Below are 19890 nucleotides of genomic sequence, written 5' to 3' on the forward strand. Positions count from 1 at the left end.
GAACAACCATGAGCAAGACCTACAACGTCGCCGTATTGGTCGGCAGCCTGCGCAAGGCCTCCATCAACCGCAAGCTGGCGTTGGCGCTGGCCGACCTGGCGCCCGCCTCGCTGAACCTGGAAATCCTCGAGATCGGCGACCTGCCGCTGTACAACGAAGACGCCGACGGCGATAGCGCTCCGGCGTCCTATGCGCCGTTCCGCAGCAAGCTCAATGCGGCCGACGCCGTGCTGTTCGTCACCCCCGAGTACAACCGCTCGATTCCCGGCGCGATGAAGAACGCCATCGACGTCGGCTCGCGCCCGTACGGCCAGAGCGGCTTCAGCGGCAAGCCCGGTGCCGTACTCAGCGCCTCGCCCGGTGCTATCGGCGGCTTCGGCGCCAACCACCACCTGCGCCAGTGCCTGGTGTTCCTCGACGTGCATGTGCTGCAGCAGCCGGAGGCTTATCTGGGCGGTGCCGGCAATTTCTTCGATGAAAACGGCGCGCTCAGCGACGGCATCAAGCCTTTCCTGCAGAAATTCATCGACGCCCACGCTGCCTGGGTAGCCAAGCAGGTCGGTTGAACCAATAAATGACCGCTCGGGCCGTCAGGGAAACCTGGCCCCGAGCGGCATCGCGGCCAGGAAGCGCAAACGCATCCTGGCTTGCTCATCTCGCACGAAATCCTTTTAAGTCCCTCCCGCAGACCTTCTGAAGCTGCTCGACCCAACCGGCGCCGCGCACAGGAACTGACTGCAGATATGCCCTGACCCACGGCCTGAATGACACTGGCCACTAGACCGATCGGTCTAGATAATCCAGGGCATGACCAAGACCACTCGCGACAATCTGATCGACGCCATGATCGATGCCCTGCAGCGCAAGGGCTTGCACGGCGTCGGCCTGAGCGAACTGCTGGCGGCCGCCGGTGCGCCCAAGGGCAGCCTTTACCATCACTTCCCGGGCGGTAAGACCGAGCTTGCGGTGGCGGCCATCGAACGCGTCGGCCAGCGCGCCGAGCAGGCTTTCGCCGCGCTCTTCGAGCGCCAGCCCGACCCGCTCGATGCGCTGAGCGCCTGGCTACAGAGCGCACTTGGCCAGTTGCAGAACAGCGCGTTCGAACGCGGCTGTCCGCTGGCTGCCGTCGCCCTGGAAAGCGGCCCGGACGATCAGCAGATTCGTGCCGCCCTGGCCAACGCCTTTATGGTCATTCGCCAGGCGCTGCAGCAGCAATTGCAACGCCATGGTTATCCACAGCCGCAAGGCCTCGCTGCCCTGTTCGTCGCGCTCTACGAAGGCGGCCTGCTGCAGGCGCGCGTCGCCGGTAGCAGCGAACCGCTGAAGCAGGCCGTGACCACCCTGCTCCATCTGACCCGCCAGCATCGCCCGGAGTCCCTGTCGCCATGACCACGTCCATTCGCCGCGAAACCCAGCCCCTGCTGGCCCTCGATGATTACCCGTTGGCTGCCACACGCTATTACGCCGAGCGCCCCCACGCGCAGTTGTTGATCGCCGGCGCGACCGGGGTGCCGCAAGGTTTCTACCGACGCTTCGCCGAACACGCCGCCAGCCGGGGCTTCAACACCCTGACCCTGGACTACCGCGGCATCGGCCAATCCAGGCCGGACAGCCTGCGCGGCTTCGAGATGGAATATCTGGACTGGGCCAATCTCGACCTGGCCGCGGCGGTGGATCAGCACCGGCACGCCGAGCGCCCGCTGTTCGTGGTCGGCCATTCCTTCGGCGGCCACGCCTTCGGCCTGCTGCCCAACCACGACCAGGTCGCCGGCTTCTATACCTTCGGCACTGGCGCTGGCTGGCACGGCTGGATGCCAAAGGGCGAACAACTGCGCGTGTTGGCCATGTGGCGGGTGGTCGGCCCGCTGATCACGCGCTACAAGGGTTATCTGGCGTGGAGCACGCTGGGCATGGGCGAAGATCTGCCACTGGGCGTCTATCGCCAATGGAAGCGCTGGTGCCGCTTCCCGCGCTACTTCTTCGACGACCCGCAGATGCCGGGGCTGGCAGAGCGCTTCGCCCAGGTACGCACGCCCATCGTGGCGCTCAACACGCTGGACGACCTGTGGGCACCGCCCGCCTCGCGCGATGCCTTCATGGCCGCCTACACCAACGCGCCCTTCCAGGCGCGCACGCTTGACTCACAAGCCGAAGGCCTGGGCGATATCGGTCATATGGGGTATTTCCGCCCTGCGGCGCAGCGCCTGTGGGACGAGACTCTGGACTGGTTTGAACGGCTGCGCAGCGAACAACGAGCGGCTTGAAAGCTAGAATACGGCGGGAAACTGCCAGGCAGAAAAAAGAAAACCCCGCGATTGCGGGGTTTTGCAGACTGTTGTCCTGACATCCTTGATCTGCTCACCATCCTGGCGGCTGTCCAGCGTGTCCTTGTTTGTCTGGGCGCTTCCTGCGCTGAATCCATGTGCGGCAGAGTACGCTCGTACCTGATGGCTCGACAGTGGCGATTATCGCCACATCTTGTAAGCCATGGCTTACAAAATTCGCCAGCCATTGATGCCGCCTCGTATTTGCCCGAAGCCCTTCCAATTTGGGTGAAAACGGCTGTCGATGTTTTTTGCGACGTACGTCTTGCTAGACTTCGTTTTGTCCTACAAAAAACAACAAAAGATGCCGTCAGTCGGGGGCTTGAGTATGCGCACCGTCACGCTGTTTCTCGGTTGCCTGGCAACCTGCATGAGCTCCTTCTCCTTGGCCAGCGGCCAGACCCAACTGGGCGACGTCAAACAGGCCATCGCACAGGCGTTCTGGCAGAACCTCTACGGCAATGGCGGCAGCACCTTGTACTGCGGCCAGACCTTCGCCCGCGAAAGCGGCACGCTGACGGCCAGCCCGATCTACAGCGGCAAGCAGCTCAAGAGCGCGATGCGCTGCGTCACTGATCGCCAGTGCACCATCATGAACCCGCGCTACCCGTACATCGTCGCCGACCTGCACAACTACTACCCGGCACTGGCGCGCGTGGAGCTGGTCCGACGTAACGCCCAGTTCGCCGACCTGGCCGACGATGTGCCGAGCAAGTTCGCCGATATCGGCTGCGACATGAAGGCCAGCTATCAGTTGGTGGAACCGCGTGACGAAGCCAAGGGCAATATCGCCCGGGCGATCTTCCATATGCACGTCGAGTACGACCTGCCCATCGTCGGCCTGATACCGATGTACAAGGCCTGGCACCGCATGGACCCGCCCGATGCGGACGAGAAGGCACGCAACGACAAGATCGAAGCGCTGCAGGGCACGCGTAACCGTTTCATCGACGATCCGTCATTGGTGGATCAGCTGATCAGCGACTGATTTCGATCACTGAGGGAGGGCTTTAGCCGCGACGAAACCACCGCGGATCGCCGGCAAGCCGGCTCCTACGGTTTGTGTACAGCCTACCCTCTGCGTTTGTGCAGCGAACGCAGCTTGTAGCGATCACCTGGATGAATCAGCCGCGCGTAGCTCACCAGGTGATCGTCCGACCAGGTACGGCGGATCACGCTCAGGCAGGGCATGGCCGGGTCGATCTGCAGCAGCTCGGCGGTGCGCGCATCCACCAGTACCGCCTCGACCACATGCTCGACATCCGAGATCGGGCAGCTGGCGACCAGCACCTCGTTGGGCGTTACCTGGGTGAAGTCGCTCTGCAGGTAATGCGGCACCCAGCGCGGGTTGACGAAGCGGTCCTCGAGCTGGATCGGCAGGCCGTCCTGCAGGTGCACGAGGATGCTATGGAAAACCTCGCCGCCCAGACGCAGCCCCAGACGCAGCGCCACCTCGTCATCGGCGGCGATGGCTTCGCAACGCACCACTTCGTTGCCGTATTCGTGACCGCGACCGCGCACTTCACTGGCGATATTCATCACCTCGTGCAGCGGCGACTCGGCCTTGCGGTCGGTGACGAAGGTGCCGAGCCCGGCCTGACGCACCAGATAACCCTTTTGCACAAGGTTCTGGATCGCCTTGTTGGCGGTCATGCGGCTGACGGAGAAATCCCGCGCCAGTTGCTCCTCGGGCGGGATCTGGTGATTGATCGGATAGGCGCCGCCGTGAATGCGCTCGAGGAGAAAATCCTCGATGGCCTTGTAGCGCGGGGTGGGACTGGTCACGTCGGCTCCTTGGAAATGCCCGGTGCGCGGATGATACATCAGCCATACGACTGAACTCGTAGGAGCCCCGCCTCGGGGCGAAAGCGGTCGCGGCCATTCGACAAGACCTGCGACGTGCCCCCATTCGCCGCGGGGCGCGACTCCTACACGAAGACCGTAGCCCGGATGAAATCCGGGGCTTCATATCAAAGCCCCGGATTGCATCCGGGCTACGCTACCGCCGTTCTCAGCCTACCGAGGGCAGCATGCCGGCTGGCAGCAACGGCGTCAGCACGCGCTCGGCCAGCAGCGCGTCAGCGGCGGCGATATCCGGGGCGAAGAAGCGATCCTCGACGTAGTACGGCACCTTGGCGCGCAGGGCCTGGCGCGCCTGCTCCAGCGCCGGCGTGCTCTTCAGGCCTTCGCGGAAGTCCAGGCCCTGGCAAGCACCCAGCCATTCCACGGCCAGCACGCCACGGGTGTTGGCAGCCATGTCCCACAGGCGCTTGCCGGCAGCCGGCGCCATGGACACATGGTCTTCCTGGTTGGCCGAAGTCGGCAGGCTGTCGACGCTGTGCGGATGGGCCAGCGCCTTGTTCTCGCTGGCCAATGCCGCAGCAGTTACCTGGGCGATCATAAAGCCGGAGTTCACCCCGCCATTGGCCACCAGGAACGGCGGCAGTTGCGACATGTGCTTGTCCATCATCAGCGAGATGCGCCGTTCGGACAGCGAGCCGATCTCGGCGATGGCCAGGGCGATATTATCGGCGGCCATGGCCACGGGTTCTGCGTGGAAGTTGCCACCGGAAATCACCTCGCCTTCGGCGGCGAACACCAGCGGGTTGTCGGATACCGCGTTGGCCTCGATGCCGAGCACCTCGGCAGCCTGGCGCAGCTGGGTCAGGCAGGCGCCCATGACCTGGGGCTGGCAGCGTAGCGAGTACGGGTCCTGCACCTTGTCGCAGGCGGCGTGGGAGCGACCGATCTCGCTGCTGTCGCTGAGCAGGTGGCGGAAGGCAGCCGCTGCGTCGATCTGCCCGCGCTGACCGCGAGCGGCATGGATGCGCGCATCGAAGGGCGAGCGCGAACCGAGCAGCGCCTCGACACTGAGCGCGCCACAAACGCTGGCGGCGGCGTACAGGTCTTCGGCCTCGAACAGCCCGCGCAGGGCGTAGGCGGTGGACACCTGGGTACCGTTGAGCAGGGCCAGGCCCTCCTTGGCGGCCAGGGTCATCGGCTCCAGGCCGGCGACGGCCAGCGCCTCGGTGGCCGGCAGCCATTCACCCTTGTAGCGCGCCTGGCTTTCACCGAGCAGCACCAGGGACATATGGGCCAGCGGCGCCAGGTCGCCGGAGGCGCCGACCGAACCTTTGAGCGGGATATGCGGGTAGACCCCGGCGTTGACCAGGGCGATCAGCGCGTCGATCACCTTGCGGCGGATGCCGGAGAAGCCGCGCGCCAGGCTGTTGATCTTCAGCAGCATGATCAGCCGGACCATGGCATCGCTCAGCGGCTCGCCGATGCCGGCGGCATGCGACAGCACCAGGGAGCGCTGCAGCTTTTCCAGATCGGCATTGGCGATGCGGGTCGAGGCCAGCAGACCAAAACCGGTGTTGATGCCGTAGGCGGTGCGGCCCTCGGCGATGATCTGGTTGACGCAGGCGACGCTGGCGTCGATGGCCGTATGGGCGCTGGCGTCCAGGGTCAGGTGCACGGGCGCCTGGTAGGCGGCGCGCAGGTCGGCCAGGGTCAGTTGGCCGGGTTTCAGGTTCAGGGTGGTCATGTTCTGTTCTTCCACGAGGTGAGTCCGCGCCTGGCGAAGCAGAGCCTAATAATGGCTGAAGTCGCGATACGTGCAGTGATTGATGCGCCGGCCCAGCGGGCCGGCGGCGAACGTGCCTTAACCGATCATCGGCAGGTTCAGACCTTGCTCCTTGGCACAGTCGATGGCGATCTGGTAACCGGCATCGGCATGACGCATCACGCCGGTGCCCGGGTCGTTGGTCAGCACGCGGGCAATGCGTGCGGCAGCTTCGTCGGTGCCATCGCAGACGATGACCATACCCGAATGCTGGGAGAAACCCATGCCTACGCCGCCGCCATGGTGCAGCGACACCCAGGTCGCGCCGCTGGCGGTATTGAGCAGGGCGTTGAGCAGCGGCCAGTCGGACACGGCATCGGAGCCGTCCTGCATGGCCTCGGTCTCGCGATTGGGGCTGGAGACCGAGCCGCTGTCCAGGTGGTCGCGGCCGATCACCACCGGCGCGCTCAGCTCACCCGAACGCACCATTTCGTTGAAGGCCAGGCCGAGCTTGGCGCGCTGGCCCAGGCCAACCCAGCAAATACGCGCCGGCAGGCCCTGGAAGGCGATGCGCTCGCGGGCCATGTCCAGCCAGCGGTGCAGGTGGGCGTCGTCGGGGATCAGTTCCTTGACCTTGGCGTCGGTCTTATAGATATCCTCGGGATTGCCGGACAGCGCCGCCCAGCGGAACGGGCCGATGCCGCGGCAGAACAAGGGGCGGATGTAGGCTGGGACGAAACCGGGGAAGTCGAAGGCGTTGGCCACGCCCTCCTCTTTCGCCATCTGGCGGATGTTGTTGCCGTAGTCGAAGGTCGGCACGCCCATCTTCTGGAAGTCGAGCATGGCCTGCACGTGCACGGCCATGGACTGCTTGGCGGCCTTGACCACGCCAGCCGGGTCGGTGGCTGCGCGATCCTTGTACTCGGACCAGCTCCAGCCGATCGGCAGGTAGCCGTTGAGCGGATCGTGGGCGCTGGTCTGGTCGGTGACCATATCCGGGCGAACCCCGCGCTTGACCAGTTCCGGCAGGATTTCGGCGGCATTGCCCAGCAGGGCGACCGAGATGGCCTTGCCTTCAGCGCAGTACTTGGCGATGCGCGCCAGGGCGTCGTCCAGATCGCTGGCCTGCTCGTCGACGTAACGGCTGCGCAGGCGGAAGTCGATGCTGCTCTGCTGGCATTCGATGTTCAGCGAGCAGGCGCCGGCCAGGGTCGCGGCCAGCGGCTGGGCGCCGCCCATGCCACCCAGGCCAGCGGTGAGTACCCAGCGGCCCTTGAGGTTGCCGGCGTAGTGCTGGCGACCGGCTTCGACGAAGGTCTCGTAGGTGCCCTGAACGATGCCCTGGCTGCCGATGTAGATCCAGCTGCCGGCGGTCATCTGGCCGTACATGGCCAGGCCCTTGGCATCGAGCTCGTTGAAGTGTTCCCAGCTCGCCCAGTGCGGCACCAGGTTGGAGTTGGCGATCAGCACGCGCGGGGCGTTGCTATGGGTCTTGAACACGCCGACCGGCTTGCCGGACTGCACCAGCAGGGTCTCGTCGTCGTTCAGGTTGGTCAGGCTCTCAACGATCTTGTCATAGCACTCCCAGTTGCGCGCGGCGCGGCCGATACCACCGTATACCACCAGCTCCTTGGGGTTCTCGGCCACGTCCGGGTCGAGGTTGTTCATCAGCATGCGCAGCGGCGCTTCGGTCAGCCAGCTCTTGGCGGTGAGCGTGTTGCCGCGCGGGGCGCGGATTTCGGTGTCGCGGAACTTGGTCATGTTGCGGGCTCCTGTGGGAACGGGTCAGTGGTGGGCGGTCAGAGCCAACCCAGAAATTGGGCGAGGTAGGCCAGGGGGATGGCCAGCAGCAGGCTGAGCAGGGTGCGCTGCAGCCAGATCAGCAGCAGGTGGCCCAGGCTCAGGGGAATTCGCGTGGCCAGCACGCAGGGAATCGAGGCGGAGAGAAACAGCACGCTGCTGACCGAGACGATGGCGGTGACGAACTTCACCAGCACATCAGCGTCCTTGAGCAGCATCGCCGGCAGGAACATCTCCGCCAGGCCGGCGGACATGGCGCGGGCTACCTGCATGGGCTCGTCCAGGCCGAACAGCCAGGTCAGCGGGTAGAGCAGCACGCCGAGGGCGTCGAACAGCGGGGTGTACTTGGCGGCAAGCAGCCCGAGCAGGCCGACGGCGAGAATGCTCGGCAGGATGGCGGCGGTCATGCGCAGGCCATCGACGAAGGTTTCGCGCAGCGCAGAGCCCAGCGACGGCGCCATGCTGGCCTGCTGCATGCCGGCGCGCCAGGCACTGCCCAGGCGGCTTTCACCGGGTTGCAGCTGCGCCTCGGGCTTGGACTCGGACGGCAGCCGCGACAGCGGATAGATGCGCGCGCTGATCGCGGTGACGCTGAAGGTCACCGCCATGGCGCTCCAGAAATACAGGTTCCACTGGCCCATCAGGCCCAGAGTCTTGGCGATGATCACCATGAACGGCGCCGACACGGTGGAGAAGCCGGTGGCGATGATCGCCGCCTCGCGCAGGCTGTAGTGGCCCTGGCGGTACATGCGGTCGGTGATCAGCAGGCCCACCGAGTAGCTGCCGACGAAGGAGGCCACGGCATCGATGGCCGACTTGCCCGGCGTGCGCCAGATCGGCCGCATCACCGGCTGCATCAGCACGCCGATCAGCTCCAGCAGGCCGAAGCCGATCAGGAACACCAGGGCCAGCGAACCCAGCGGCACGATCAGCGCCAGGCTGAGCACCAGCTTCTCGAACAGGAACGGCAGCATGTCCGGCTGGTACAGCGCCCGCGGGCCGAGCTGCAGCAGATAGGCGACGCCGATCAGCAGGCCGAACACCTTGAGCACACTGAATACCCTGTGGGTCAGGCTGCGCCGCCAGCTGCCGTCGAGCCAGGGCGCCAGCGCACCGTAGAGCATGAACAGCAGCGCTACGCTGATCACCAGTGGTCGCGCGTGCAGTTGCAGGGCGCTGGCGGCGTGGTCGAGGAGGATGGTCGAACGCCCGCCGATCTCGAACGGCACGAAGAACAGCAACAGGCCGATCAGGCTGTAACCCAGCAGACGCGCCAGCGCGCGCGGGCGCGACACGCCGGCGCTCAGCAGCAGGGACTCAGACATAGCGCGGCTCCTGGCCGCTGCGGGCGGTGGTGAACATCGGGGTTTCCTCGTAATTGTTTTTGTGCGGGAAAGCGTCGGGCTCAGAGGCTGAGCAGATGGATCAGCCGCGCCGCCACCTTGGCGGTGCGGTTGTCGATGTCGTATTCCGGGTTGAGCTCGGCCAGATCGGCCAGGCGCAGCTTGCCGCTGGCCTTGAGCCGTTCGAGCAGCGGTTCCAGCAGCTCCAGGCGCACGCCACGGGCGGCTGGCGCGCTGACGCCCGGCGCTTCGCAGGCCGGCAGCACGTCGATGTCGAGGGTCAGGTAAAGCGCATCGCACTCGGCGGCGAAGGCGTCCAGCTCGGCGCCGATGGCATCGAGGGTCGACTCGCGAATCTCGTGATCCTCGTGCACCAGCACGTTCAGCTCGGCGGCGCGGGCGAACAGCGCGCGGGTGTTGCTGGCGCGGCTCACGCCCAGGCAGGCGTAGCGGAACGGCCAGCCACGTGCGGCGCATTGCTCGGCGATCTGCGCAAAGGGTGTGCCCGAGGAATGCACATGGGCTGGGTCGCGCAGGTCGAAGTGGGCGTCGAAATTGACGATGCCGATCTTCGGGGCATGATTGCCGGATAGATGCTCGGCCAGGCCCGACCAGCTACCGAAGGCCACCTCATGCCCACCACCGATCACCAGCGGCAGATGGCCGGCGTCCAGCAGCGCGCAGACGTTATGACCCAAGCGCGCCTGCGCCGCTTCCAGGTCGCCATCCTCACAGATGACGTCACCCGCATCATAGGCCGGCGCCTGACGATGCCAGGCCAGGTTGGCCAGTGCCTTGCGCACGCTTTGCGGCGCAGCGGCGGCGCCGACGCGGCCATGGTTGCGGCGTACGCCTTCGTCGCAGGCGAAACCGAGCAGGGCCAGGCCTGGCTCGCTACCGGCGGAAAGGGAGCGGATGCGTTGGTGCCAGCGCGCGCTGTCGGTTTCCGGGTCGGTACGGCCGCTCCAGGCGGCCATCGAGTGACGATCAGCGAGCATGAACTATGGCTCCATTGAACACGCGCTGGCGCAGACGCCCGGCCTGCACCGCGTAGGCCAGTTCGGCCGGTTGCTGGATATCCCACAGGCACAGATCCGCCGGCGCGCCGACGGCGATACGGCCCAAGTCGGGCAGGCCAAGGGCACAGGCGCCGTGGGCGGTCATGCCGGCCAGGGCTTCGCGCGGGGTGAGGCGAAACAGGGTGCAGGCCAGGTTGGCCATCAGCGTGGGCATGCAGATCGGCGAGGTGCCGGGGTTGGCGTCGCTGGCCACCGCCATCGGTACGCCGTACTGGCGCAGCAGCTCGATGGGCGGCAGCTGGGTTTCGCGCAGCACGTGGAAGGCGCCGGGCAGCAGCACGGCAACGGTGCCGGCTTCGGCCATGGCGCGCACGCCAGCTTCATCGAGGTATTCGATATGGTCGGCGGACAGCGCGCCATAACGTGCGGCCAGGGCACTGCCACCGAGATTGGAGAGTTGCTCGGCATGGGCCTTGATCGCCAGGCCGTGAGCCTGAGCCGCCTGATAGATGCGCTCGCACTGCGCCGGGGAAAAGCCGATGCCCTCGCAGAACACGTCCACCGCATCGGCCAGCCGTTCACGGGCAGCGGCCGGGATCATCTCGTCGCAGACCAGGCTCACGTAATCATCGGCGCGCCCGGCATATTCCGACGGTAGAGCATGGGCGCCGAGCAGCGTGGTGATCACCCGCACCGGGCGCAGTTCGCCGAGGCGGCGGGCCACCCGCAGCATCTTCAGTTCGTCTTCGACGGTCAGGCCATAGCCGGACTTGATCTCCAGCGTGGTCACGCCATCGGCCAGCAGCGCATCGAGGCGCGGCAGGCTGGTGGCGATCAGTTCGTCCTCGCTGGCCGCGCGGGTGGCGCGCACGCTGCTGAGAATGCCGCCACCAGCGCGGGCGATCTCTTCGTAGCTCGCCCCTTCCAGACGCTGCTCGAACTCGCCGGCGCGGTTGCCGGCATAGACCAGGTGGGTGTGGCAGTCGACCAGACCGGGCGTCAGCACCCCGCCGCTACCGGCGCAAACCGCGCCCTCAGCCTGTGCTTCATCGAAATCGCGCGCCGGCCATAGCCCGGCGATACGCCCGCCTTCGACCAACACGTTCATCGCCTCGTCCAGCTGCGTCAGGCCATCGAAGACCTGCACATCGCGCCAAAGCTGTTTCGAAGTTGATTGCGTCGGCATGGGGTTCCCCTTGCTTGTTTTGTATATACAATATGAGCGAGTCGACTGGCCGTCAAGCCATGAAGCATTTCGCGGATCTAGGCTATTGACGGAGTTCATGAGCCTGTTTGCTGGTTCAGGCGTTCTATTGCAGGCAGGCATCCCATGAAATGGGGACCATGCGGAGAAGCTGCCGATGGCTTCCCATTCGTCGCCCAACGCTTATGTATATACATTTGGAGCACCCATGCCCTGTGTTCGACTCGATCTCGCCACCGCCCGCGCCATGCCCTGGAAGAACGGCGGCGGTGAAACTTTGGAATTGGCCATCGCGCCACCGGGTGCCGGGCTGGAGGATTTTCAGTGGCGTATCAGCAGTGCGCGGGTCGCTATGGCGGGTCCGTTTTCCGCCTTCGTTGGCATCGATCGCAGCCTGGCACTGCTGAGTGGCGCAGGGCTGCGCCTGCAGGGCGGTGACGGGCGCATCGAGAACCTGCACGCCGGCGCTGCGGTGGCGAGCTTCGCCGGTGAGGAGGCGATAAGCGCGACGCTGAGCGACGGCCCGGTCACCGATCTCAATCTGATGACCCGCCGCGGCGCCTGGCGCCATCGCCTCGCCCCGCTGAGCCTGCATGGGCGGCAGGAGGTGGAAAACGATGCCGAGCTGATGCTGCTCTGGTGCCAGAACAGCGCGGGCATCGACTGCCAACTACCCGACGGCGAAAGGCACGTGCTGAAAGGCGGCCAGGGCTTGCTGCTGGAGCGCATGCCCGGCGCGCTGGTGCTGCAGGCCGCGCAGCCGGCGCTGCTGTACCTGGGCTGGCTGCAACACGAGACCGGCGGTAGCTGAGCGGTCATCAAATCTTAACCCTGCGCTGCCAGCATCGCGCCATTCGCTGCCCTCAGGGAGATAAGGCTTATGACCACCAATGCTGATGCACTGCCAGCACAGCCCTCGCTACCGGCCACGCGCCAGTGGCTTTCATGGTTGCTGGTAGTAGCGCTTATCTACCTGCTGCTGGCCGGTGTCGGGGCCATTGGCGACGGCTTCAAGGCCGCCACTGGCAACAACGCCCGCGAATTGTTCGCCTTCGCCACCAACCCGCTGGTCGGCCTGATGATCGGCCTGGTGGCCACCGCGCTGATCCAGAGTTCGAGCACGGTGACCTCGATTATCGTCGGCATGGTCGCCGGCGGCCTGCCGATCCCCATCGCCATCCCGCTGATCATGGGCGCCAATATCGGCACCTCGCTGACCAGCACCATCGTCAGCCTCGGCCACATCCGCAGTGGCGAAGAGTTTCGTCGCGCTTTCTCCGCTGCCACCGTGCACGACGCCTTCAACATCACCGCGGTGACCATCCTGCTACCGCTGGAGCTGCTCTTTCAGCCGCTGCAGCGCATGTCCGAATCGCTCGCCGGCCTGCTGGTAAGCGACGCCAGCGTTGACATGAAGAGCGTCAATTTCATGAAGACCCTGCTCTCGCCCGCCTCGGATGTGCTGGGCGCCAGCGTCAGCTGGTTGCCCGGCGCGATGTGGAGCGGCGTCGCGCTGATCCTGATCGGCGTGGCGATGATCCTGTTCGTGGTCACGGCCATCGGCAAGGTGCTGCGCAAGGTGATGGTCGGCCGCGCCAAGGACATCATGCACGCCAGCGTCGGTCGCGGCCCGCTCTCCGGGATCGCCTCGGGCACCGTGATCACCGTGCTGGTGCAGTCGTCCTCGACCACCACGGCGTTGATCGTGCCGCTGGCCGGCAGCGGCGTGTTCAGCCTCAAGCAAGTCTACCCCTTCACCCTCGGAACCAACATCGGCACGTGCGTAACCGCTCTGCTGGCGGCCACCGCGATCACCGGTCCGACGGCGGAAGTCGCCATGCAGATCGCCCTGGTGCACCTGCTGTTCAACCTGATGGGCATTTTGATCATCTACGCCCTGCCCTTCCTGCGCGGCGTGCCGCCGATGATCGCCGAGGGCCTGGCCACGCTGGCGCAGCGCAGCAAACTCTACGTGGTCGCCTACATCGCCGGCCTGTTTTTCGCCCTACCCCTCCTGCTGATCGGTATCACCCAGCTCTGAGCCCTGCCAAGGAGTCGTCATGAAACATCAACGCAATCGCCAGGAAACTCAACAGCGTATCCATGAACTGCGTGAGACCCTCAACGACCTCGAAGCGCAATTGGCCGGGATGGAAGTGGAGGAAAAGGCTCAGCACGAGCAGATCGAGCAACTCGACGACTACATCGATGCCGTCGACACCAAACTCAGCAGCCTGCAGCTGTTCTGGATCTCGCTGAAACAGGAATGGCGCAAGCCCAAGGGGTGATTCCGTGACGATCCAACTTTCCCTCGGCAAGGGCCTGGCTACCGGCGTCGCTTTTGCCTCCCTGCTGGCCGCCTGTGGGCAGGCGCTCTCGGCGAGTTCAGACGCAACCGAGCTGCGCGTCGACGGCTCCAGCACGGTCTTTCCACTAACCCGCGAGGCCGTTCGGCGCTTCGAGCGCAGCGCGCAGGCCGCTCAGATCGAAGTGAAGTTCTCCGGCACGGCGGCAGGCTTTCGCCGCTTCTGCGCGGGCGAGACCGATATCAGCAACGCCTCGCGGGAAATCAACGCCGAGGAACAGGCCCAGTGCAAGGCCAACGGCGTCGACTTTCGTGTCGTGCCGTTGGCGATGGATTCGATCGCCGTGGTGGTCAACCCTGCCAACACCTGGGTCGGTGACCTCAGCGTCGATGAGCTGAAAAAGCTCTGGTCGCCGTCGGCCGAGAACAAGCTCAACAGCTGGCGCGACCTTCGCCCGGAGTGGCCGGATAGGCCGATCGTGCTGTTCGGCCGCGGCCAGGATTCCGGTACCTACGATGTTTTTACACAGGCCATCGTCGGCACCACCCACAGCAGTCGCCAGGACTATAAGGCCAGCGAGGACGAAGAGTTTCTCGCCAACGCCATCGCCGCCGAGCCGAACGCCCTCGGTTTCTTCGGCATCGGCGCCTACCACCGGCACTGGGACACGTTGAAACTGGTCGCGGTGGATGCCGGCAACGGCGCGGTCTTCCCGACCCTGGAGACGGTCGCGCAGAACCAGTACCAGCCGCTGACACGCCCGCTATTCCTCTATGTCAGCCAACGCAGCCTGGCGGATAAACCGCTGCTGGGGCGCTTTCTGGCCCACTTCCTCGAAGGCCTGCCTGGCTGGATTCATTTCACCGGCTATATGCCGCTGGCGCGCGACAGTTATCGCCACAGCATGGAAGCCCTGAGCAAGGCACCCTGACTCTCCTCCACCGGGGGCTGCCAACGCAGCGCCCCGGTAATCTCATGCTGCGCGCCAGGCGCGCAGCATCGCAGCCTCAGTAGAGCGATGGCACCAGCATGCTGTCCGGCACCGGCATCCGCAGATAGTCCGGGTTGTAAACTCGCGTCGGCAGCTCCACCTGGGTGCGCGGCACCGTCTGGTAGGGGATCTGGCTGAGCAGGTGGGCGATGCAGTTGAGGCGCGCACGCTTCTTGTCGTCCGCTTCCACGACCCACCAAGGCGCCTCTTCGATATGGGTGCGCTCAAGCATCACTTCCTTGGCCTGGGTGTAGGCCTCCCAGCGCCGCCGCGACTCAAGGTCCATCGGGCTCAGCTTCCACTGCTTGAGCGGGTCGTGAATACGCGCCAGGAAACGGCGGTTCTGCTCATTGTCGGTGATGGAGAACCAGTACTTGATCAGCAGAATGCCCGAGCGCACCAGCATGCGCTCGAACTCCGGCACCGAGCGGAAGAACTCCTCGTACTCGGCATCGGTGCAAAAGCCCATGACCTTCTCCACGCCGGCGCGGTTGTACCAGCTGCGGTCGAACAGCACCATTTCGCCGGCGGCCGGCAGGTGCGACACGTAACGCTGGAAGTACCACTGGGTGCGCTCACGATCATTTGGTGCCGGCAGTGCCGCGACCCGGCAGACACGGGGGTTGAGACGCTGGGTGACACGCTTGATGACCCCGCCCTTGCCGGCGGCGTCGCGCCCCTCGAACAGCACCACGACCTTGAGCTGGTTGTGCACCACCCAGTCCTGCAGCTTGACCAGTTCGCCCTGCAGGCGCAGCAGCTCGGAAAAATACTCGCGACGCGACAGATCGCTGGTCATCGGCCCGCCGTGATCGGCCCGGGCGACGAGGTCATCCATGCACGCATCGTCCAGCTCCATCTCCAGCTCTTCGTCGAGGCTGTCCTGAAATTCGGCCTGTAGAAGTTGCTCGTAGGCCTGTAACGAGCTGTGCATCTGGTCGGTCATGACGGCTCCTGCTGAGTGATTGCCTCTGGTCGTGCAAGGCTAGCGGGCGGCAATGACAGCGAAATGACCGGCGAGCCTGTACTCCTTCGACCGCAGTACCGTAAGCCCTTTGGGAAGAAAGTTAGGACGGGCCGCATTCGGAGAGGGGAAGCTGTCAGATTGACGGGGTTATCAGCCCTCTCCCCCAACCCCTCTCCCATAAATGGGAGAGGGGAGCCAAGCGCGTGAGCCTTGAGTGGACAGTACCGTAGCCTGGATAAAATCCGGGGCCGATCCCGGCCTTACTCCCGGCTTGCATCCGGGCTACAAGCGTCACGACCACGCGGCTCCGCTGCACGCACTGGAGGTCCAGATGCAAAAGCCCCGGCACGGGGCCGGGGCTTTCGGTACAGCCAAACGCGCTTAGAACTGCGCGGCATCCAGCAGGTACAACGACCCGCTACCGGCCTTGACCGACGCGCTCAGCGAGTGAATACGCGGCAGCAGGCGGGCGAAGTAGAAGCGCGCGGTGCCCAGCTTGCTGGCATAGAACTCGTCCTGCGTTTCCTTGCCCAGCGCGGCGCGTGCCATCAGGGCCCACATATAGGCATAGGCGGTGTAGCCGAAGGCCTGCAGGTACTCGACCGAAGCGGCGCCGATCTCGTTGGGGTTGCTCTGCGATCGATCCAGTACCCAGGCAGTCAACTCGTCGAGATTCTGCACGGCGGCGGCCAGCGGCTTGGTGAACTCATCGAGATTGGCATCGGCCGAGGCGACGAAGCCCTTGATCTCGTCGGCGAAGTGCTTGTAGTAGCTACCGCCGCTGCCGACGATCTTGCGCCCGACCAGATCCAGCGACTGGATGCCGTTGGTGCCTTCGTAGATCTGGGTGATGCGGCAGTCTCGCACCAACTGCTCCTGACCCCACTCGCGAATGAAGCCGTGGCCGCCGAAGATCTGCTGGCCATGCACGGTGGTTTCCAGCGCCATGTCGGTGAGGAAGGCCTTGGCCACCGGCGTCAGCAGGGCGACAAGCTCGTCAGCGCGCTTGGCAGTGTCCTTGTCCTCGCTGTACTTGGCGGTGTCGAGCTGCATGGCGACGTAGCTGGAGAAGGCGCGACCGCCCTCGTTCAGCGCCTTCATGGTCAGCAGCATACGGCGCACGTCCGGGTGCACGATGATCGGGTCGGCGGCCTTGTCCTTAGCGACCGGGCCGGTCGGTGCGCGGCTCTGGATACGCTCGCGGGCGTACTCAATGGCGCTCTGGTAGCTGCGCTCGCCCAGCGACAGGCCCTGGATGCCGACGCCCAGGCGCTCGTAGTTCATCATGGTGAACATGGCGTTGAGGCCCTTGTTCACTTCACCGACCAGATAGCCGGTGGCGCCGTCGAAGTTCATCACGCAGGTGGCCGAGGCCTTGATACCCATCTTGTGCTCGATCGAGCCGCAGCCCAGGGCGTTCTTCTCGCCCAGCGAGCCGTCGGCATTGACCATGACTTTCGGCACGATGAACAGCGAGATGCCCTTCGGCCCGGCCGGTGCGTCCGGCAGCTTGGCCAGCACCAGGTGAATGATGTTCTCGGTCAGGTCGTGCTCGCCGCCGGTGATGAAGATCTTGGTGCCGCTGATCTTGTAGCTGCCGTCGGCCTGTGGCTCGGCCTTGGTGCGGATGATGCCAAGGTCGGTGCCGGCGTGCGGCTCGGTCAGGCACATGGAGCCGGCCCAGACGCCGGCATACATGTTCGGCAGGTACTGCGCCTTCAGTTCTTCGCTGGCGTGGTTGAGGATCGACAGGCAGGCGCCGGAGGTCAGCATCGGGTACAGACCGAAGGACAGGCTGGCCGAGTTGACCATCTCCTCGACCTGGGCACCGATCACCTTGGGCATACCCATGCCGCCGAACTCCGGCGAACCGCCAACGCCGACCCAGCCGCCCTCGGCGTAGGTGCGATAAGCCTCGGGGAAGCCGGCCGGGGTTTTCACCGCGCCGTTATCCCAGGAGCAGCCTTCTTCGTCGCCGCTGCGGTTCAGCGGGGCGATGCTGCCAGCGGTGACCTTGCCGGCTTCTTCGAGAATGGCGTTGGCGGTGTCTTCGTCCACCAGTTCGGCCAGGGCTGGCAGCTCGGCCCAGAGCTTGGAGACTTCGAATACTTCATTGAGCACGAAGCGCATGTCGCGCAGGGGGGCTTTGTAATCGGCCATGACACATCCTCAAAAACGGACTTACGTGAGAGGGCCGAGTTTACTTGAACAACTTTACGGACACATAGGGTCGTGTTGTGACCATTGATTCACGAAAAGTCAGCAACTAGCTGATTGGAAAGCCGCCCTGCCGGACGCCCGAAAATGGCCGTAACCGCTGGTCTGCCGAGGCCTACTCGCGCCCCGGTGCGAGCTTCACGGCGCCGCGCCGCTGCCCGGCGCTACGGATGCAATTGCGCCCGGCCGCCTTGGCGCTGTACAGGGCCTTGTCCGCTTCCTTGATCACTTCCTGCGGGTTGCGCTGCTCGCTCTGACGCTCGGCCACGCCCATGCTCACGGTCACCGATACCTCGCCAGCGGCCTTGCCGGCGCGGCGCTGCTTGCCCTCGCGGTCATCGCGCGGCCGGCTTTGCTTGTCGCGCAACTGCATGCGGTACTGCTCGATGGCCAGACGCACCGCCTCCATGTGCGGCAGACATTGCTCCACGCTCTTGCCGGGAAACAGCAGGGTGAATTCCTCGCCACCGTAGCGATAGGCCTTGCCGCCACCACCGACCTTGCGCAACTGGCTGGCGACCAGGCGCAACACCTGGTCGCCGACGTCGTGGCCGTGGGTGTCGTTGAATTTCTTGAAGTGGTCGACGTCGACCATGGCGATCACATAATCGCGTCCCAGGCGCTGCAGGCGCTCATTGAGCGCACGCCGTCCCGGCAGCCCGGTCAGCTCGTCACGGAAGGCCATCTGGTAGGCCTCGTGGGCAACGGCAGCCACCAGCATGAGCATCACCAGGCTGATCATCACCTGCAGCGCGTTGGCCAGGATGAATACCTGCGGCAGCATCCACAGCAGGCCGAACAGCCCCACCAGTTGTGCCGCATGCAGCGGACGTGGGCGGCGCAGGTACTGCGTCAGCAATGCGATGAAGGCCAGCAGGAAGGCCAGGTAGGACAGCTGGGCCAGATTCATCCAGGCGCCATGCAGCGAAGGCCAGTGAATCTGCGCCAGCCAGTCGGCGATGCCCTGCGGATAACGGCGCGCCAGCCCAACGGCCACCGCGCTGACTGCCAGCAACACGAGGGCGCGGGCGAACAAGTCCTGGGCCAAGTGCGAACGCTCCTCCCAACAGCCGTAGAGGGCGTAAAGAAGGGGCAACAGAAGGCAGATCAGATGAAAGACCAAGGCCGCATCGTCACGCACCTGGCCATTGTCGCGAAAGTGATCGATCTGGGTATCGAGCAGGAAATAACCGACATACAGCGCCAGCAGCAGGAACACCTCGCGCTGACGGCCATAGACCAGGCAGAAGGCGCCACCGAGCAGCAAAAGCAAGGTCGGCAGCACGTTGAACAGCGAGATGAAGAACTCGCTCAACACCGGCAAGCGTGCAGCCACCAACGCACCGACCAGCAAGGGCAGCGAGGAGAAGAAGTGACTGAGGCGCAGATTGGCCAAGCGGATCACACTGACATCCTTGGCGAAAGATGAAGGCATTTTGCCTGCTTCAATCACTGAAAACAGCGACAGGATGCGACATTCCCTTTAATACGGCGCAAAAACACAAACGCCGCCCCTGAGGGCGGCGTTCGTGTTCAACCGAAGAAGATGGCTATAGAGCCTGTTTACGATCTCGCGAGCTAGAGCCATGCAAGGCAAAAACAGGCGAGGACGCGGAGTTTACGAGCTGTAAATGAGCAGTCCGAGCCTGTTTTTAACGCAGCAGGGCCGACGCGCAGCAGATCATAAACAGGGTCTTAGAAGCCCAGAGCGAAATGCTCTTCGTCCATCTCCATCAGATTGTTGGCGCCGGACAGCATGGCTTCGACGTGCGCGCGGGTACGCGGCAGGATACGTGCGAAGTAGAAGCGCGCGGTCTGCAGCTTGGCCTTGTAGAAAGCCTCGTCGCCGGTGCCGGCAGCCAGCTTCTCGGCAGCCAGGCGTGCCATGTCGGCCCAGAAGTAGGCCAGGCAGGCGTAGCCGGAGTACATCAGGTAGTCCACCGAAGCGGCACCGACTTCCTCGCGATCTTTCATCGCCGCCATGCCGATCTTCATGGTGACGTCGCCCCACTCCTTGTTCAGCTTGGCCAGCGGCTCGACGAATTCCTTGACGGAATCGTTGCCTTCGTTGGCCTGGCAGAACTTGTGCACGATCTTGGTGAAGTTCTTCAGGGCACCGCCCTGAGTCATCAGCACCTTGCGGCCCAGCAGGTC

Annotated in this window: 17 protein-coding genes and 1 pseudogene; 8 read left to right on the forward strand and 10 right to left on the reverse strand. The window is 64.7% G+C overall.

The window, feature by feature from the left end; genetic code table 11:
- Positions 1-8 precede the first annotated feature (8 nt).
- The 4 genes from B2U07_RS05805 to B2U07_RS05820 all read left to right on the forward strand — a co-directional run bounded on the left by B2U07_RS05805 (position 9) and on the right by B2U07_RS05820 (position 3312).
- Positions 9-566: an NADPH-dependent FMN reductase gene (locus tag B2U07_RS05805; RefSeq protein WP_275547453.1), complete on the forward strand. Its 558-nt coding sequence runs from the start codon at positions 9-11 to the stop codon at positions 564-566.
- 241 nt (positions 567-807) lie between these two features.
- Positions 808-1389: a TetR/AcrR family transcriptional regulator gene (locus B2U07_RS05810; protein WP_197856885.1), complete on the forward strand. Its 582-nt coding sequence runs from the start codon at positions 808-810 to the stop codon at positions 1387-1389.
- Complete coding sequence (locus tag B2U07_RS05815) at positions 1386-2264, forward strand: alpha/beta fold hydrolase (RefSeq protein ID WP_275547454.1); 879 nt, start codon at positions 1386-1388, stop codon at positions 2262-2264. Before B2U07_RS05810 ends, B2U07_RS05815 begins: the two co-directional genes overlap by 4 nt.
- Before the next feature lie 388 nt (positions 2265-2652).
- Entirely contained in the window at positions 2653-3312 is a 660-nt protein-coding gene (locus B2U07_RS05820) for an endonuclease (RefSeq protein WP_275547455.1), read from the forward strand.
- An 83-nt stretch (positions 3313-3395) separates the two neighbouring features.
- On the opposite strand, the gene hutC is transcribed toward B2U07_RS05820, so the two are convergent.
- The 6 genes from hutC to hutI all read right to left on the reverse strand — a co-directional run bounded on the left by hutC (position 3396) and on the right by hutI (position 11237).
- A complete protein-coding gene (gene hutC / locus B2U07_RS05825; RefSeq protein WP_275547456.1) occupies positions 3396-4109 on the reverse strand; it encodes a histidine utilization repressor in 714 nt (237 codons plus the stop codon).
- Between the two features lie 226 nt (positions 4110-4335).
- Positions 4336-5871, reverse strand: a complete 1536-nt coding sequence (gene hutH / locus B2U07_RS05830) for a histidine ammonia-lyase (protein ID WP_275547457.1) — start codon at positions 5869-5871, stop codon at positions 4336-4338.
- Between the two features lie 117 nt (positions 5872-5988).
- Positions 5989-7650, reverse strand: coding sequence for a urocanate hydratase (hutU, locus tag B2U07_RS05835; RefSeq protein WP_275547458.1), 1662 nt, complete (start codon positions 7648-7650; stop codon positions 5989-5991).
- 38 nt (positions 7651-7688) lie between these two features.
- Complete coding sequence (locus tag B2U07_RS05840; RefSeq protein ID WP_275547459.1) at positions 7689-9014, reverse strand: YjiH family protein; 1326 nt, start codon at positions 9012-9014, stop codon at positions 7689-7691.
- An 80-nt stretch (positions 9015-9094) separates the two neighbouring features.
- A complete protein-coding gene (gene hutG / locus B2U07_RS05845; RefSeq protein ID WP_275547460.1) occupies positions 9095-10030 on the reverse strand; it encodes a formimidoylglutamase in 936 nt (311 codons plus the stop codon).
- The gene (gene hutI / locus B2U07_RS05850) at positions 10020-11237 is read right to left on the reverse strand and encodes an imidazolonepropionase (protein WP_275547461.1); all 1218 of its coding nucleotides are present in this window, start codon (positions 11235-11237) and stop codon (positions 10020-10022) included. Before hutI ends, hutG begins: the two co-directional genes overlap by 11 nt.
- A gap of 226 nt (positions 11238-11463) precedes the next feature.
- Between hutI and B2U07_RS05855 the strand changes: the two genes are divergently transcribed.
- The 4 genes from B2U07_RS05855 to B2U07_RS05870 all read left to right on the forward strand — a co-directional run bounded on the left by B2U07_RS05855 (position 11464) and on the right by B2U07_RS05870 (position 14492).
- Entirely contained in the window at positions 11464-12066 is a 603-nt protein-coding gene (locus tag B2U07_RS05855; protein WP_275547462.1) for a HutD family protein, read from the forward strand.
- Positions 12067-12135: 69 nt separating this feature from the next.
- Positions 12136-13296: a Na/Pi symporter gene (locus B2U07_RS05860; RefSeq protein WP_275547463.1), complete on the forward strand. Its 1161-nt coding sequence runs from the start codon at positions 12136-12138 to the stop codon at positions 13294-13296.
- 19 nt (positions 13297-13315) lie between these two features.
- Positions 13316-13543 carry a hypothetical protein gene (locus tag B2U07_RS05865; RefSeq protein ID WP_197856875.1) on the forward strand — a complete coding sequence of 76 codons (228 nt, stop codon included), beginning with the start codon at positions 13316-13318 and terminating at the stop codon, positions 13541-13543.
- 4 nt (positions 13544-13547) lie between these two features.
- On the forward strand, positions 13548-14492 hold the full coding sequence (locus tag B2U07_RS05870; RefSeq protein ID WP_275547464.1) for a PstS family phosphate ABC transporter substrate-binding protein: 945 nt from the start codon (positions 13548-13550) through the stop codon (positions 14490-14492).
- A gap of 76 nt (positions 14493-14568) precedes the next feature.
- On the opposite strand, the gene ppk2 is transcribed toward B2U07_RS05870, so the two are convergent.
- The 4 genes and pseudogenes from ppk2 to B2U07_RS05890 form a co-directional block, all read right to left on the reverse strand.
- The gene (gene ppk2 / locus B2U07_RS05875) at positions 14569-15498 is read right to left on the reverse strand and encodes a polyphosphate kinase 2 (protein ID WP_275547465.1); all 930 of its coding nucleotides are present in this window, start codon (positions 15496-15498) and stop codon (positions 14569-14571) included.
- Between the two features lie 402 nt (positions 15499-15900).
- Positions 15901-17679: an acyl-CoA dehydrogenase C-terminal domain-containing protein gene (locus B2U07_RS05880; RefSeq protein WP_275547466.1), complete on the reverse strand. Its 1779-nt coding sequence runs from the start codon at positions 17677-17679 to the stop codon at positions 15901-15903.
- A gap of 172 nt (positions 17680-17851) precedes the next feature.
- Entirely contained in the window at positions 17852-19171 is a 1320-nt protein-coding gene (locus B2U07_RS05885) for a GGDEF domain-containing protein (protein ID WP_419096322.1), read from the reverse strand.
- Positions 19172-19431: 260 nt separating this feature from the next.
- Positions 19432-19890, reverse strand: a pseudogene (locus B2U07_RS05890) (phenylacyl-CoA dehydrogenase); the annotation flags it as partial.

The sequence above is a fragment of the Pseudomonas sp. UBA7530 genome (assembly GCF_002479365.1).
Taxonomy (GTDB): Bacteria; Pseudomonadota; Gammaproteobacteria; order Pseudomonadales; family Pseudomonadaceae; genus Aquipseudomonas.

Coding starts and splice junctions, on each gene's coding strand:
- B2U07_RS05805 (WP_275547453.1), top strand. CDS start 9: ATGAGCAAGACCTACAACGTCGCCGTATTGGTCGGCAGCCTGCGCAAG.
- B2U07_RS05810 (WP_197856885.1), top strand. CDS start 808: ATGACCAAGACCACTCGCGACAATCTGATCGACGCCATGATCGATGCC.
- B2U07_RS05815 (WP_275547454.1), top strand. CDS start 1,386: ATGACCACGTCCATTCGCCGCGAAACCCAGCCCCTGCTGGCCCTCGAT.
- B2U07_RS05820 (WP_275547455.1), top strand. CDS start 2,653: ATGCGCACCGTCACGCTGTTTCTCGGTTGCCTGGCAACCTGCATGAGC.
- hutH (WP_275547457.1), bottom strand. CDS start 5,871: ATGACCACCCTGAACCTGAAACCCGGCCAACTGACCCTGGCCGACCTG.
- hutU (WP_275547458.1), bottom strand. CDS start 7,650: ATGACCAAGTTCCGCGACACCGAAATCCGCGCCCCGCGCGGCAACACG.
- B2U07_RS05840 (WP_275547459.1), bottom strand. CDS start 9,014: ATGTCTGAGTCCCTGCTGCTGAGCGCCGGCGTGTCGCGCCCGCGCGCG.
- hutG (WP_275547460.1), bottom strand. CDS start 10,030: ATGCTCGCTGATCGTCACTCGATGGCCGCCTGGAGCGGCCGTACCGAC.
- hutI (WP_275547461.1), bottom strand. CDS start 11,237: ATGCCGACGCAATCAACTTCGAAACAGCTTTGGCGCGATGTGCAGGTC.
- B2U07_RS05855 (WP_275547462.1), top strand. CDS start 11,464: ATGCCCTGTGTTCGACTCGATCTCGCCACCGCCCGCGCCATGCCCTGG.
- B2U07_RS05860 (WP_275547463.1), top strand. CDS start 12,136: ATGACCACCAATGCTGATGCACTGCCAGCACAGCCCTCGCTACCGGCC.
- B2U07_RS05865 (WP_197856875.1), top strand. CDS start 13,316: ATGAAACATCAACGCAATCGCCAGGAAACTCAACAGCGTATCCATGAA.
- ppk2 (WP_275547465.1), bottom strand. CDS start 15,498: ATGACCGACCAGATGCACAGCTCGTTACAGGCCTACGAGCAACTTCTA.
- B2U07_RS05880 (WP_275547466.1), bottom strand. CDS start 17,679: ATGGCCGATTACAAAGCCCCCCTGCGCGACATGCGCTTCGTGCTCAAT.
- B2U07_RS05885 (WP_419096322.1), bottom strand. CDS start 19,171: ATGCCTTCATCTTTCGCCAAGGATGTCAGTGTGATCCGCTTGGCCAAT.